The organism is Prosthecobacter sp., from assembly GCF_044222565.1.
GTDB lineage: Bacteria > Verrucomicrobiota > Verrucomicrobiia > Verrucomicrobiales > Verrucomicrobiaceae > Prosthecobacter.
The window spans coordinates 74474-90029 of sequence record NZ_JBGANA010000004.1; the positions used below are offsets into that span (position 1 = coordinate 74474).

At 60.2% G+C, this 15556-nt stretch carries 11 protein-coding genes; 9 read left to right on the forward strand and 2 right to left on the reverse strand.

The features are described from left to right. The first annotated feature begins 79 nt into the window (after positions 1–79). Positions 80–682, forward strand: a complete 603-nt coding sequence (locus tag ACILSR_RS06980; protein WP_395749022.1) for a peroxiredoxin — start codon at positions 80–82, stop codon at positions 680–682. Between the two features lie 63 nt (positions 683–745). Here ACILSR_RS06980 and ACILSR_RS06985 read toward each other — a convergent pair whose 3' ends face one another. After that, positions 746–2287, reverse strand: coding sequence for a hypothetical protein (locus tag ACILSR_RS06985; RefSeq protein ID WP_395749023.1), 1542 nt, complete (start codon positions 2285–2287; stop codon positions 746–748). Positions 2288–2359: 72 nt separating this feature from the next. Between ACILSR_RS06985 and ACILSR_RS06990 the strand changes: the two genes are divergently transcribed. After that, positions 2360–3793 (forward strand): PhoPQ-activated protein PqaA family protein, encoded by a 1434-nt coding sequence (locus tag ACILSR_RS06990; protein ID WP_395749024.1) that lies wholly within the window; start codon positions 2360–2362, stop codon positions 3791–3793. 2 nt (positions 3794–3795) lie between these two features. On the opposite strand, the gene ACILSR_RS06995 is transcribed toward ACILSR_RS06990, so the two are convergent. After that, positions 3796–4536 carry a GntR family transcriptional regulator gene (locus tag ACILSR_RS06995; protein WP_395749025.1) on the reverse strand — a complete coding sequence of 247 codons (741 nt, stop codon included), beginning with the start codon at positions 4534–4536 and terminating at the stop codon, positions 3796–3798. Positions 4537–4617: 81 nt separating this feature from the next. On the opposite strand from ACILSR_RS06995, the gene deoC reads away from it, so the two are divergent. The 7 genes from deoC (at position 4618) to ACILSR_RS07030 (ending at position 15556) form a co-directional block, all read left to right on the forward strand. Then, positions 4618–5400: a deoxyribose-phosphate aldolase gene (deoC, locus tag ACILSR_RS07000; RefSeq protein ID WP_395749026.1), complete on the forward strand. Its 783-nt coding sequence runs from the start codon at positions 4618–4620 to the stop codon at positions 5398–5400. 56 nt (positions 5401–5456) lie between these two features. Continuing rightward, the gene (locus tag ACILSR_RS07005; RefSeq protein ID WP_395749027.1) at positions 5457–5873 is read left to right on the forward strand and encodes a BlaI/MecI/CopY family transcriptional regulator; all 417 of its coding nucleotides are present in this window, start codon (positions 5457–5459) and stop codon (positions 5871–5873) included. A gap of 6 nt (positions 5874–5879) precedes the next feature. Further along, positions 5880–9818 (forward strand): M56 family metallopeptidase, encoded by a 3939-nt coding sequence (locus ACILSR_RS07010; RefSeq protein WP_395749028.1) that lies wholly within the window; start codon positions 5880–5882, stop codon positions 9816–9818. 86 nt (positions 9819–9904) lie between these two features. Next, the gene (locus ACILSR_RS07015) at positions 9905–12868 is read left to right on the forward strand and encodes a PSD1 and planctomycete cytochrome C domain-containing protein (RefSeq protein ID WP_395749029.1); all 2964 of its coding nucleotides are present in this window, start codon (positions 9905–9907) and stop codon (positions 12866–12868) included. Next, the gene (locus ACILSR_RS07020) at positions 12865–14277 is read left to right on the forward strand and encodes a DUF1501 domain-containing protein (protein WP_395749030.1); all 1413 of its coding nucleotides are present in this window, start codon (positions 12865–12867) and stop codon (positions 14275–14277) included. Before ACILSR_RS07015 ends, ACILSR_RS07020 begins: the two co-directional genes overlap by 4 nt. Continuing rightward, positions 14274–14717, forward strand: coding sequence for a hypothetical protein (locus ACILSR_RS07025; RefSeq protein ID WP_395749031.1), 444 nt, complete (start codon positions 14274–14276; stop codon positions 14715–14717). The genes ACILSR_RS07020 and ACILSR_RS07025 overlap by 4 nt, the downstream gene beginning before the upstream one ends. Further along, the gene (locus tag ACILSR_RS07030) at positions 14714–15556 is read left to right on the forward strand and encodes an alpha/beta fold hydrolase (protein WP_395749032.1); all 843 of its coding nucleotides are present in this window, start codon (positions 14714–14716) and stop codon (positions 15554–15556) included. Before ACILSR_RS07025 ends, ACILSR_RS07030 begins: the two co-directional genes overlap by 4 nt.

Here is a 15556-nt window from a genome sequence, read left to right on the forward strand (position 1 = left end):
GGTGAAGGATTGCGCGTCAAAAGTCGGGCTCTCCCTGGCGTTTTAGAAGCGCCGCAACCCCCTACAACTTCGCACATTCATGGAAACAACTCTCGTCTCTGTCGGCTCCAACGTTCCCGATTTCGAAATGGAAACTTATGAGCCGTCGCATGGTGACTTCGGCAAGGTTTCACTGGCCGACATCAAGAAGGCCGGCAAATGGACCGTCCTGGTGTTTTACCCGGCCGACTTCACCTTCGTCTGCCCGACCGAACTGGCGGATCTGGCGGATCAGCAGGAAAAGCTGGCCAGCCTCGGTGCGCATGTGGTGGCGGTGTCCACGGACACGAAGTTTGCCCACATGGTGTGGCGCAACACCGAAGGCCTGATGAAGAACGTGAAGTACACGCTCGCTGCGGACACCACTGGCGCTGTGAGCCGCCTCTTCGGCGTGTATGACAGCGGCACCGGCCTGGCGCTGCGCGGCACCTTCATCATCAATCCTGAAGGAAAGCTGGTGACTTCTGAAGTGAACTTCTACAACGTGGGCCGTGACGCGGGCGAACTCGTCCGCAAAATGGAAGCGAACGTCCACCTGATGGCGAACCCGAGCGAGGCCTGCCCGGCCAAGTGGACACCCGGCGCGAAGACGCTGAAGCCCGGCAAGGACATCGTGGGCAATGTGGAGTCGGCGCTGAAGTAATCTTCGGTCGAAGCGATGATTTGAGCAGCCTTGCAGATGAGAGTCTGCAGGGCTGTTTTCATTTCAATTCCACATTTCCCAGTCTCGCTTTCCTTCGAGATACATCAGCCACATGGAGGCGGCGGTGATGAGGTGGGCGTAGCCTCCGCTGTCTGAGAACACGTCTTTGGCCACTCCGGGAAGGGCGCTCTGGCAGCCGATGCCGGTGGGAATGTAGCCGTGTTCTTTGAAGATGTTCTGCCAGGTCCGCAGACCGCAGCCGAGCTCGCGCTCCAGCCAGGCCTTCACATCGGCATGGGGGCAGGGTTTGCCGGTGATCTTTTCGACTTCGGCTTTCACTTGATCCAAGGTGGTGGCGAAGTCACCTCCCTGGCTCAGCGACTGCAGCGCCCAGCCGCAGAGGGCCATGTTTTGCGGCCCCATGCGTGACCCGATGGGCAGCGGTTTGCCATGCGGGCCTTTGCCCTGGGAGGCGTAGTGCTCGGGCTTGCCGTCGATGAAATTGAGCGTGGTGAGATCGAAGCGATTGATGCCGGGAGGCACGGGGGCGTCATCGCGGTACATCTGCCAGAGGATGGGATTTGAGAAGGCATCGAAGGCAAGCTTCAGCGCGAGGGGACGGGTGAGCTTGCCGTGCTTTGCAATGCCGGCGTAGTAGAGGTACATGTCATCATCCGCGAATGCAGGCGTGCTGTTTTTCTGACCGGGTTTGAAATCGCGCACCGCCCGGGTGAAGTGGTTTTCGGTGCAGAGTTTGGATTCCTTTTCCCATGAGGGAACGCGCTTCATCAGTTCGGCGTCGGCATTCGTGATGGCACAGGCTGCGACGACATCGGGGATGCTGCCGGCGCCATGGCGCACGCGGCATTCCTGAAGATTCTTTGCGGCGAGCGCACATTCAGCGGCGAGCTTTTGTTCGGCGGGATCTTTGGAGGTGTGCAGCATCACCCATGACTGCTGGAGGAGGATGGCGAGATCCTGGGCGAGGTGGTTTGAACTGCCGTGCGACCAGCCGCTGAGGCGAAACTCCGGATTGGGCTTTCCTGAGAGCGTGTTCGTGCAGGGGTACCATGGGCGCTCGGATTTGGCGCGCAGCATGTCCAGACTGACTGAGGAGCCGTCGTCCCACCAGTAGGGGACGAAGCCGTTTTCGCGGCCTTGCAGCAGCCATTCCTTGCTGGTCTTCCAGACGTCTTTCATGTCCTCTTTGACATCGACTATGTCGGAGGAAAAAAGCTCAGCGCTGTGGTTGAGCATTTTCAAATAGAAGGGCAGCAGCCACTGAAGCAGCACTTCCTTGTAATGTGCGTCTCCCGTGGCGCGGTGGGCGTTCACCATCGCGTTCCCAAACCACGCGCCGTCGTGCATGGTGTCCAGGGCCTCGCCCTCGACGAACTGGTCCGGCTGGCCGCGCTTGGCCCACCAGAGGTATTCATACATCATGCCGCGCTGAGGCGAGTCATCGCGCTTCATGTGGTGCTGAACGGCGAAATCGCAGAGTTCGCGGGCAAAGGCGCGCGTTTCCTCGGCTGTGAAGGGTTTCATGTCATCCGCGAGTGAAACGGCGGGAATGAACAGCAGGAAAAGCAGGGCGCGGAGGAGCATAGTGAAGCACATACGTGAGCCGGACGGATGCTTTGCATACAGAAGTCCTCACTTGGGCGCGTTGAGTGAGGCATGAAATACGCCGTCTTTCTCGCCGCCCTCTTTTCTGCCGCCGTCTGGATTCACGCGGACATCATCAGCGGCGGCTTCGACATGGCAGCCATTCGCGACACCAGCACGCTGGAAACGAAGGTCATCATGGAGTGGCAGACCCACCCCAAGGATGCTGCGATCCGGCAGAAGCTGGTGGAGATCACGGTGTGCGAGTGGTGGCCGGGAATGAAGGTGCGGCTGCCGGTGACCATGCTGGCGCCCGCGAGCGGAGTCTGCACGAATGTGATCATTGAGAACGCGGGGCTGCAACTGAAGCCGGCGGCCGCCTCCGGTGCGAAGCTGCGCCTGCTCAAGGAAAACGGCGTGGGTCTGGTGTTCATCGGAATGGTGCCGATCGATGCCATGGAGCCGGTGGGGCAACTGCATCTGATGATGGAGGAGCATTTCATCCAGACGAAGAGCACGCGCTACACGCCCGCGTGGATCTGGGGCATCAGCGACATGCGGGCACTGACGGCGGCGATGGCCGAGAAGGATGTGTTTCAGCCGAAGAAGGTGCTGGCCACGGGCGGCTCGAAGCGCGGCGTGGCCACGGCGGCGGCAGGCATCGCGGATGACCGCATCACGGCCATCATGCCCGTTGTTGCGCCAGTGATTGAGAGTCCGGGTGGAACGTATGTGGAAGGGATGCTGCCCGCGGAGATCACGAAGATGAACGAGGAGTTTATTGCGGCCATGACCGATCCAATCGGCAGGGAGAAGCTGCTGGTGCGGCAGAAGGCACGCTCGGACGAACGCATCACGGTGAAGATGGCGCGTGATGGTGGTTGGAGTGAGGCTGAGATGAAAACCGCGTGCAATGCGGCCTGGGAAGCCTGCTGCACGACAAACCATCTGGATGTGCTGAAGAAGCGCGGCACGGAGATCTTTTACAACCAAGGCTCCAATGACAACGTCAGTCCGGGGCTCGTTGAACTCGGACGGCGCTTCCCGCAGCTTCCTGTGTACATTGTGCCTGGCGGGCAGCATGGGGGAGCGAAGGAGGCGGGCTTTGTGAAGTCCGTGGGCGGATTGCCAGAGGTGGATGAAAACCTCCGGGCTTTTGCGCTGCATCACTTCTTTGGTGCACGCCACATGGTGGCACCGCCGCAGGTGAACGCGCAGTGGGACAAGGCAGCGCGCAAGCTCAGGGTGAAAGTTGTTTTCCCAGACCATAGCGAGCCGCAGGAAAACAGCGTGTGGTGGTCGGTGAACCGGCATCCGGATTACTCGATCGCCATGGAGTTTGATGCGTGGACCTCAGCACCTTTGGTCAAGAGCGGGGGCCATACATTCAGTGGTGAAGTCTCACTTGAGGGAGAGGTGAAGACGTTGGATGTGATCACCGTCCATGCGCAGGAGGAGAATGGCTCCACTCTTACTGTCTCGAGTCCGGAGATTCGTCTGGAGTAGGCTCAGCGAATGCGTCCCTGCGCCGGCTTGGGGCCGGAGACGCCGCCGAGCTGGTTGCGGAATTCATAGACGTCGCTGCGGTAGAGAGTCTCTTCATACCACAGTGGAGTGCCGCCTTCGAGAAAGCCGGTGGCGATGACGAGCAGGCAGGCGGTGTTTGGGGCGATGCCAAGGGCGGTCGCCTGAGGCTTTGACGCATTCACGGCACGGATGGACTCGTCAGCTCCGGAGATGGTGAGGCGGCATTTCGTGGTCCAGCAGGCATAAAGAGAGCCTTTGGCATCTGTCTTGGTCATGCCAGTGCAGAACCGTGCCACCACATGGCGGCGCTCATAGATGACGGGCTGTCCGTCCGCGAGGCGCACGCGCTCCAGGTAAAGCAAAGGTTCGCCAAGAGGCACCTTCAGAGATTGGGCAACAGCAGCGGGTGCGGGCATCTTTTGAAAGGTGAGGACCTGGGTGGCCGGTGTCTTGCCGGCGGCCTTCGCTTTTTCCGTGAAGCTCACGAGGTGTTGCAGATCGTAGTCCAGCACGCTTTCGCGTACGAAGGTGCCTGAGCCCTGGCGAAACTCGAGGAGGCCGGTGGAAACGAGGCTGCTGAGTGCTTTGTTGGCGGTGGGGCGGCTGGTTTCGAATCGTTCTGCAACCTCGCGCTCGGTCAGGAATTTGGCCCCGGGCGCGAACTGGCGACCGCGGAGGAGCTTCCGCAGCTTTTCGATCAGTTGTTCGTGAATGGAGGCCACGGAGGCGACATTGGGGCGAAATCGGGCTTTGACAAGTGGCTAAGCCAATTTAGAAATTGGCTTAGCCAATTCTGCCCAACTATGAAATACAGCTATTCCGACCTTGCCAAGATGATCGACCACAGCCTTCTGCATCCCACGATGACGGACGCGGACCTGGAGGCGGGATGCAAACTGGCGGCGAAGTACGAGGTGGCTTCCGTATGCATCAAACCCTATGCGGTGAAGCAGGCGGTGGAGTGGCTGAAGGGTTCCGGTGTGCTGGTAGGCTGCGTGATCGGTTTTCCCCACGGGAACAGCACCACGGAGTCGAAGCGCTATGAGACGGAGCTGGCCTGCAAGGACGGCGCGAACGAGATCGACATGGTGGTCAATCTTGGCAAGGCTCTGAGCGCCGACTGGAGCTATGTGGAAGCCGATGTGAAGGCGGTCTGTGACGAGGCGCACAGGCACGGCGCGAAGGTTAAGGTGATCTTTGAAAACGACTATCTGACCGGCGGCGGCGCGGGCCTGAGCAGCGATGATTTCAAGCGCAAGCTCTGCGAGATCTGCGAGCGCGCAGGCGCCGACTGGGTGAAGACGAGCACCGGCTACGGCTTTGTGAAGCAGGCCGATGGCAGCTACAATTATAAAGGGGCCACTGAGCACGATCTGGCGCTGATGCGTGCAAGCTGCAGCCCGAAGGTGCAGGTGAAAGCGGCGGGTGGTGTGCGTGATCTGGACGGACTCATCAAGGTGCGCGACCTCGGCGGAAGCCGTTGCGGCGCCACGGCCACCGCGGCGATGATGGACGACTACCGCAAGCGCGAGGCTGCGGGAACGCTGGACGCGGCGGGCGGGAAGATCGGTGCGGGCGGATATTGAATCGGACGAAAAATAATTGTTTACAGGTGTAAGCGTTTTTGCTTACACTTGTAAACATGAACAAAAAACGAGTTCAAAATGCCGCGCCTCCGGCACCCGAGGCTGTCGCCATCACCGAAGCGGAATGGGACATCATGGAGCTGCTGTGGGAGAAGTCCCCGCGGACCTCCCAGGAAATCGTCGCCTTGCTGGAGGAAGGCAGGGGATGGAAGCGGGCCACGGTGGTGACGCTGCTGGCCAGGTTGACCGCCAAGGGTGCTCTGGCAACCGAGCCGCAGGGGAACCGCTTCCTTTACACGCCCGCCGTGGAGCGGTCAGCGTGTGTCGCGGAGGAGACGCGCAGTTTCCTGGACCGGATATTTGGCGGCGCATTGCAGCCGCTGGTCGCGCATGTGGCGGAGCATCATTCGCTGACGAAGAAGGACATCGCCGAACTCAAGGCGCTGCTGGATCAGATCAAACCCAACGAATAAAACTTTATGAACTCGTTGACCCAACCCATCGAGCCCTGGCTGCAATCATTGATGCTGTTAACCTGGAAGGGCACGCTTCTGACGCTGGTCGTCGGGCTTGTTCTGCTGCTGATTCGCCGCCACCTCTCAGCCGCATGGCGGCATGGTCTTTGGCTGCTGGTGCTGCTGAGATTCACTGTGCCGGACCTTGGTCATTTTTCCTTTTCTTTAAATGGGCCGGCGGATGTTCCTGCCGTGATTGAACCAGCAGCCGCGACGGCTCCGGTGGAAATGGCGATGGTGGAGGTGCCTGCTGAGGTGCCCGCAGTCAGCCAGGCGGAGACGCCGGTGGAAATGACCAGCGCCACCCGTCCTACGGTGCAGCAGCAGGCGCCGGTGGCAGCCGCTCCCGCGTGGTCGCTGCGGCAAATGCTGGGTCTGCTATGGCTGGGTGGTGCAGCCGCTGTTTTCGGAGTCATGGCCGGGTTGCATGTGCGGCTGCAGCGGGGGATTCGCAAAGATGCCAGCGAGGCATTCAGCGAAGTCAGCGGTCTGCTGGATGAGGCCTGTCGTCTGGCGGGTGTGCGTCATGCGCCGAGGCTGATGGTCACGGATGCGGTACGAGCGCCTTCACTTTTTGGAGTGCTGCGTCCGGTGATTTTGCTGCCGAGGCAAGTAGCGGCGGGAAGAGATGCGGCCGCCCTCAAGCTGATCCTGCTGCATGAGCTTGCGCATCTTAAAAGGCACGACCTGTGGGCGCAGATTCTGGCGTCGATCGTGATCGCACTGCATTGGTTCAACCCTATGGTGTGGATCGCGGCACGGCGGCTGCGCGCCGAGGCGGAGATGGCGGCGGATGCGCATGCGCTGAGCTGCACGAATGCCACGGAGGCGCATCGATTTGGAGAGGTGCTGCTGGGCTTTACGCGCTATGCGACCACGGGATGGATGACGTGGCTGACCTCCGCCACGCTGCTGGGCATCTCTGAAAACAAGCGCGACCTGCGCCTGCGGATCGAGGGGCTGATGGACATCGCACGAGGCCGGCGCACGCGCTGGGTGATGGGCCTCGGCGCATTCGTGGTGCTGGCGGTCATCGGCCTGACCAGTTCGCCTGCGGAAGAGGCGAAGAAGGTGGTGGCGAAAGCTGCGGATGAATCGGCGACGACGGTCGTGACGGGCATCGTGGTGGATGAAGAAGGCAAGGCGGTGAAGGATGCGAAAGTGCGGCTGTCCATCAACATGGTCAGCAGAGGGGACAGCAAGGAACAGACCACGGGTGAGGATGGGAAGTTCCGCTTTGAAGAGGTGTCCAAATCGGCTTCGCTGAATCTACGCGCTGAGCATGCAGCCTTTGGTGAATCGAGCCGTGAAGTCTTTCAGGGGGTCAGTGAAGGCCGGGAGAGACGCCTTGTGCTGCCAAAAATATTGTGGATCGTGGGCAAAATAACGGACAAGCGTGATGGCAGGCCCATCAAGGATGCGCGTGTGTTTGCCGGTGTGGAAAACAAGTTCAACATCGTCAGCAGGTTTGAGTGGAAGCAGCCTTTTGCACACACCAATGAAGCGGGGGAGTACCGTTTGGCGGTGAAGGTGCGCGATCAGAAGGGTCTCATCGTGCGTGCGTGGGCGCCTGACATGGCCTCCCAGTCCAAGGTCATCGATCTCACGGCACGTGAGACGAGCTTTGACGCAGCGTTGGAGCCCGTGGTGCGCATTCCTGGCAAGGTGGTGAATTTTGAAGGCGAGGCTGTCAAAGAGGCCATGGTATGGGTGGTGGAGGATGCAGTGTGGATGAACGAGAGCACCAGGCCGATCACGCCAGAGCTGATGCGATCAAGCGATCGGGTGAAGATGACGGCCGGCAATTTTTTCATCAGCCTGGCCTATTCCGAAGGCGACGGCGCCATCAGCCTTCCTGATGTGGATCCTCTTCTTAAAGACAAGCTGTGGGTGGTGGCCATGCATCCCAAGGCGGGTTTTGCACGGATGCAGGCACGAGATCTGAAACCCGGGGTGGTTTTTAAACTCGAGCGCTGGGCAACTCTCAGCGGGCGCATCATCCGCAATGACGGCAGCCCACTGGCGGAAGCGACCGTGCGCATCCACGCCCAGGGAAGTCCGGATCTGGTGTCCAGCCCTGACGTGCTCAAAGTCAGGCACAGTGTCAAGATCACCACGGACAAGAATGGCGGATACAAGATCGACCGCCTGCTGCCGGGAGGGAACTTCAGCGGTGTCACGGTCAGCGGAGCCGGGATCAAGACTGAATATCTTCCGACTACATTGGTAACCTTGGGATCTGGTCCGCAGGCCAGCCAGCAACTGACTCTGGGCACCAGCATGATCGCAAGAATGGAGGGCGGGGTGCGCGCTGTCCAAGGGCGGATCGTGCTGCCGGAGGGCCAAGCCTACCGCAGTGACGACCACTACATTCATCTTTCGATTTCACGCGATGGGGCCACCATTCCCAGCATTCCACGTCCGGACCAGGAAGGGCGCTTCATCACTGAGATGCTGCCGACTGGGGATTATGAACTCAGTGTTACCATCAGCCCCAAGGACGCCCGCATGGGCCTGCCGAGAGATGCTGGAAGGTGGATGCGCTTTCAAGTGGCGGCCGGGGATCCATCCACTACTTTGCGGCTGAAAGACATCGTTCTGGACAATGAAGATCTCACGCCCAAACCGCGGGCGGAGATCGCACCGCGCTCTTCGCAGCCCGCCGTCTTCATTGAAGGTCCCAATGGCCTGGCTGAGGTCACCACGACGGATGGAGACAAGAAACCGTTGCCGGGAGTGAAGATCGAAGTGCTGGATTTTGTGGATCACGCCCACCTCGCCATGGGCATGGACAAGGCAATCGTCACAACCGTGACGGCAACCAGTGATGAAAATGGCAAAGCCAAGCTGACCTTTCCCCGCGTGCCTGTGCCTGGGCGCAGGGCAGCCGGGGTGCAGATCATCTGCACTGCGAAGGATGGAGCGAAGTCCCGCATGACCGAGCTGATGGATGGCAGAAAAACCGAGATCCGAATCTTTCCTGAGACGGCGGTCGACATCACGATCGCGGATCCGATTGTCAGGTGGTCAGCGAGCAGCAGCATTGGAATGATCGCGGAGAACCAGCCTCTGCAGAGTGGCAGGGTGAAGACGCGGCTCGCCTTGGATTATGCCCCGCGCTTTCTCCTGCAAGGCAAGACTGCCGAGGGCAAGGTGCTCTTCTCCAAAGCCATCGGTGTGGAGAATGAGCGGCACCAGGAGATCCAAACGGCGGTGACACTCACACCGGGAGTCGAGATCGAAGGGAGGATCGAAGGACTGCCGGGCGATTACGATGGCAGCGGCGGTGTGATCGCGAGAGTCTATGTGAGATCCGAGGGCGAGATGAACAAAATCGAGAAGGGTTATCCGCCGAGCGTCCCGTGGACGGTGTGGTCTCCGGTGGGGCGTGACGGCCGCTTTCACTTCACGTCCATGCCGCGTGGCATGGTGAACCTGACCGGTCTAGGCAAAGGCTGGACCACCCGCGGCCCGCTGAGCGTGGAAAGTTCGACACTCGTGAATCTCTCAGGGGCAAACAGCAAAGAGGTCGTTACCATGCAGACCAAGCCATGTGCGCCGAGAACGGCGCACATCCTTCTTCCCGATGGCAGTCCGGCTGCCGGAGCCGCGGTGCAGTATGAATGGCCCGGGATCAACCTGATGGCCTATGGCCGGATGACCATGCCCGCGGAAGATGCCGAGAAGTATGCGCAGTTTAAAAAGCAGCCGTGGACGGCCACGCAGATCGTGGCCGATGATCAAGGCGTGGTCACCCTGGAGAACCGGGTGACAGGCAAGACCTTCTGCCGGGTGTATTGGACCGATCCGAAAACTCAGCAGGCCCACTCTGGCACCGGTTATTACACTCTTGAAGACCTGACGGCGAAAACGCCGGTGGAGATCAAGGTGGAGGAAAAGTAGAGAACTGGCTTTTTGTTGGCTGATTCTGCTCGTGGCGTGTCTAATGGTCAGAAAATGCCTCCTGCGGGCGTTTTCAATCCACCGCAATGACACGCCACGCCATCCTTCTTCTCCTTGGTCTGCCTGCAGCCGGATTCGCCGTCGATTTCAATCGCGACGTGCGTCCGGTGCTGGCGCAGCACTGCTTCAAATGCCACGGGATGGACGAGCAGGGGCGCAAAGGCAAGCTGCGGCTGGATCTGCGTGACTCGGCCATTGGCAAAGGGAAGTCTGGAGAACTGGCGATCGTGCCAGGGAAGCCGGATGCGAGCGAGGTGATCAAGCGTGTGTTTTCGGCGGATGAGGATGAGGTGATGCCGCCACCGCATACCAAGGCCGTGTTGACGGAGAGTGCGAAAAACATTTTGAAGCAGTGGATTGCAGAAGGTGCGCCCTATGAAGCGCACTGGGCCTATGTGCCGCCGAAACAGGAGGCGCTGCCGGTGGCAGGTGTGCACCCCATTGATGCTTTCATTCGGGACAGGCTGAAGAAGGAAGGACTGAAGCCTTCGGCGGAGGCGGGCCGCCACACGCTGGTGCGGCGCGTTTATCTGGATCTCACGGGGCTGCCACCGACACCGGCAGAGGCAGATGCGTTTGTGAATGACAAGGCTGCGGATGCTTACGAAAAGCTCGTGGACTCCCTGCTCGCGTCCAAAACATACGGAGAGCGCTGGGCGCGGCGCTGGCTGGACCTGGCGCGTTATGCGGACACGAACGGATTTGAAAAAGACCGGCCGCGCTCGATCTGGCCCTATCGTGACTGGGTGGTGAAGGCGCTGAATGAGGACATGCCGTTTGATCAGTTCAGCATCAAACAGATTGCAGGAGACATGCTGCCGCATGCCACACCGGATGATCTCATCGCCACAGGATTTCATCGCAATACGATGCTGAATGAGGAGGGCGGCATTGATCCAAATGAGTACCGCTTTTATGCCATGGTGGATCGCGTCGGCGTGACGGGTACGACTTGGATGGGGCTGACCATGAACTGCTGCCAGTGCCACACGCACAAGTATGACCCCATTCTGCACACGGACTATTACCGAACCATGGCGCTGCTGAACAACGCCAGCGAGCCGACCTACTTCATCCCAACGGCGGAGATCGAGGCACAGCAAAAAGCCCATGCCGAGAAGATAGCCAAACTGGAAGCGGAACTGCCTGCGAAGTTTCCCGGCGGGACGGCCGCCATGGAGAGCCGCTTTGCAGGATGGATGGAAGGGGAGGCGCACCGGGCCTCTAAATGGCAGGTCATTCGCCCGGTGAAGATGGAGACGACCATGCCGCACCTGGAGCAGCAACCGGATGGGTTCATACTCGGCAGCGGCGATATCTCGAAGAGCGATGTGTATGATCTGAGTTTCAAGGCGCCGATTCAAGGCGTGCGCGCCCTGCGCATTGAAGTCACCTCGCACCCCAGCCTGCCGAACAACGGCCCCGGACTCACAAACTACGAAGGTCCGCTCGGCGGCTTTTTCCTGAGCGAACTGCAGGCCTTTCAAAACGGGCAGCGCATGAAAATCGCCGGGGCGGAGGACACCAATGAGGATGAGGACGACCGCATCAATGATGCGGCTGCCGCCAAGCCGAATCCCAAGGCCAAGGCGAAAGCTGCCGCGAAAAAGAAAAACAATGCGGGCGCCACGCTCGATGGCGAAATGTCCAGCGGCTGGCAGGTGCTGGGTGGCTATGGTGTGCAGCACGCTGCAGTGTTTCATTTTGAACAGCCGGTGGATTTGACGAACGGGTTTGACCTGAAGCTGCTGTTTGAAAAGCACTTTGCCTGTCCGCTCGGCCACTTCCGGGTGTCCGTGACGACCAGCGATCACGCTGAGGCCACGGGACTGCCGCCCGAAATTGAGGAGGCGCTGGCCAGTGGAGACAAATCGAAGCGCGATGCCATGCTGCTCTGCTTCCTCGAAACGGCTGACGAGATGGAGAAGGCCGCCAAGCCGCTGCTCATCGCTCGCAAGACTCCGCCGCGCGGCCAGCCCACGCTTGTGATGGAGGAGCGGCCCGCGAACAATCCACGCGTGACGCATCGCTACCACCGTGGCGAGTTCCTGCAGCCGAAGGAGGAGGTCACACCCGGTGTACCGGCTTTTCTGCCGGCGCTGCCAAAGGATGCACCTGCGAACCGCTATACTTTTGCGAAATGGCTGTTTGCGCCGGAGAATCCGCTCACCGCACGTGTGACGGTGAACCGCCAGTGGCAGGCGTTCTTTGGGCGTGGCATCGTGAAGTCGCTGGAGGATTTTGGCTATCAGAGCGACCCGCCGTCCCATCCTGAACTGCTGGACTGGCTGGCGGTGGAGTTTGTGAAGCAGGGATGGTCGATGAAGAAGCTGCACCGGCTGATCGTAACTAGCGCCACTTACAAGCAGAGCAGCCGCATCACGCCTGAGCATGCGCAGAAGGATCCTGAGAATGTGCTGCTGGCACGCGGCGCGCGTTTTCGTCTGGATGCCGAGGTCATCCGGGATTCCGCGCTGAAGGCTGCGGGTGTGCTGTCGCTCAAGATGGGTGGTCCGGGCGTGTATCCGCCGCAGCCTGCCAGCGTCACCTCCGAAGGCACGTATGGCAAAGTGGAGTGGACGGTGAGCACGGGGGAGGATCACTTCCGCCGAAGCCTTTACACCTTCACCAAACGCACCGCGCCGTTTGCCATGGCGACGACGTTTGACGCGCCCACGGGGGAATCGTGCCTCGCGAAACGCGAAGTTTCAAACAGCCCGCTGCAGGCACTGACGCTGCTGAATGACCAGATGTTCATCGAAGCGGCGCAGGCCATGGCAAAACAGGTCATTGCGGAAAATCAGGGCGATGACGAGCGGCTGCAAAACATCTTCCGCCGTGTGGCCACGCGGCCGGCCGCGCCGGACGAACTGGCCATGCTGAAAGCTTTTCTGCAAAAGCAGCGCGAAAGGAAAGTCACGGATGAAGCTCTCTGGGCTGACGTGAGCCGTGCTGCACTGAACCTCGACGAAGCCATCACGCATCCATGAACACCTCCCACATCACCCGCCGTCACTTCTTTCAGGACTGTGCTGTCGGCACGGGCAAGATTGCGCTGGCATCTCTGCTGGCGGAGTCAGCCTATGGTGCGACGCAGAGTCCGAATGTAGCGGCTCCGACGCATTTTGCACCGAAGGCCAAGGCGGTCATTCATATGTTCATGGCGGGCGCTCCTTCGCAGCTGGAGATGTTCGACAACAAACCCATGCTGACGAAGTACGAAGGCAAGCCGCTGCCGCCTTCGATCATCGGCGGGCAGCGTTATGCCTTCATCCGGCCGGATGCCGCCGTGCTGGGGCCGCGCTTCAAGTTTGCGAAGCATGGGCAGTGCGGTGCGGAGCTTTCCGAGGTGCTGCCGCATCTGGCCACGGTGGTGGACGACATCGCCATTGTGAAGTCCTGCCGCACGACGCAGTTCAACCATGCGCCGGCGCAGATTTACATGAACACCGGTTTCTCCCAGCCCGGGCGGCCGAGCATGGGCTCGTGGATCACTTATGGCCTGGGGGCGGATACGCGCGATCTGCCGAGCTTTGTGGTGATGAGCACGGGCAGCGGCATCAGCGGCGGTGCGGCCTGCTGGAGCAGCGGCTTCCTGCCGAGCGTGTATTCCGGCACTCGCTTTCGCAACACGGGCGATCCCATCCTGAATGTGAGCACGCCGCAGGGCATAGAGGCGGGGACGCAGCGCGACACGATCGAGCTCATCAACGCGATGAATCAGCGCCGCCTCAAGCTGGATGGCGACGGCGAGACGGCCACACGCATCGCCAATTATGAAATGGCGTATCGCCTGCAAAGTTCCGCGCCGGAACTGATGGACCTCAGCAAGGAGGATGAAGCCACGCTGAAAATGTACGGCTGCGATCCCAAGGTGCCGTCTTTTGCCCGTGCCTGCCTGCTGGCGCGGCGCATGGTGGAGCGCGGCGTGCGCTTCATCAATGTCTATAACGAGGGCTGGGACGCGCACAGCAATGTGGAGGGCAACGTGCGCAACAACTGCAAGGCCACGGACCAGGCCAGCGCCGCGCTGGTGAAAGACCTGAAGCAGCGTGGTCTGCTGGATGACACGCTCGTCGTGTGGGGTGGTGAGTTTGGTCGCACGCCAATGGTGGAGGCCAGCGTGTCGCTCGGCCGCAGCCTGGGGCGGGATCATCATCCGCAGGCGTTTACCATGTGGATGGCTGGCGGCGGCATCAAGGGCGGTGTCACTCTCGGGGCGACGGATGAGATGGGCTTCAACATTGTCGAAGACGAAGTGCACGTGGCCGATTTGCAGGCGACGATTCTGCACTGCCTGGGCATCGACCATGAGCGGCTGACTTTCAGCAAAGCAGGGCTCGATTTCAAACTGACTGGCGTGGAGCCTTGCCATGTGATCAAGCAGATACTGGCATGATCCCCGCCACCATTGTTCAAGGCCATCGCGTGGCTTCTGGGTTGAATGGCAATCCGAAGTTTCCAGGTGGCACTTTGAGAATGCAGCTGCCGTTCTTTAAAGAACTGGGGCTGGATTTGAGCGCGTTTTATCCGGGCACGCTGAATGTGAGCATCGCGCCGCTGAGTTACCGGGTGGTCCAGCCGCGGCATACGTATCGGGCATTGAAGTGGCATCCGGTGGATCCGGCGGAGGATTTTTCGTTCTTCGATGTCACGGTGCATCGGGAGAGTGCCGAACCGGTCAGTGGATGGATCTACTTTCCGCATCCCGACACGAAGCCGGTGCACTTTCAAAAGCCAGATGTGCTGGAACTGCTGCTGCCATGGACGACGGGGCTGGAGTACGGTACGAAAATCAGGCTGGAAGTCCCGGCAGAGCAGATGAGGTTCGAGCCATGAAGGTCCTGTTTTTCTCCCTGATATTTCTCACTGCCACAGCATTCGCTGACACCCAGGCGGACATCGAATATGCCAAAGTGGGCGAGCTTTCGCTCAAGCTGGATCTGCACCGGCCACCGGGGGATAACCCGCCTTTGCTCGTGTATGTGCACGGTGGCGGGTGGCGGGCAGGATCGAAGGAGGATGTGCCCATTGTGGATCTCTATGAGAAGGGTTACGCCATCGCGAGCGTGAACTACCGGCTGTCCACGCAGGCGCCGTTTCCGGCTCAGGGGCATGACATCAAAGCGGCGATTCGTTTTTTGCGGGCCAATGCAGGCCGGCTTCATGTCAATGCAGGCAAACTTGGCATTCTGGGTTCATCCGCCGGCGGGCATCTGGCGGCGCTGGTGGGAGTGAGCAATGGCAACACGCAGCTCGAGGGCAAGGTGGGCGAGCATCCTGATCAAAGCAGCGATGTACAGGTGATTGTGAGTTATTACGGGGCTTCGAACCTGGAGACGATTCTCGCCCAGAGTACGCCGAAGGGCCTGGAGTTTCGCATTCCGGCGCTAAAGCTGCTGCTGGGAGATACTCCGGACAAGAAGGTGGAACTGGCGCGGCTGGCGAGTCCGGTCGCCCATCTGGACAAGAAAGACCCGCCACTGCTGCTTATTCATGGCGATGCGGATCCGCAGATGCCGCCGCAGCAATCCCAGGAACTTGCCAAGGCCTATGAGACGCTGGGACTGCCAGTGACGCTGATCATCATGCCCGGAAGCAGGCACGGTGGCGCGGAGTTTTATGATGAGGAACGCACGGCCATCGTTGCCAAGTTTCTCGACAAGGTGCTGCGTTGA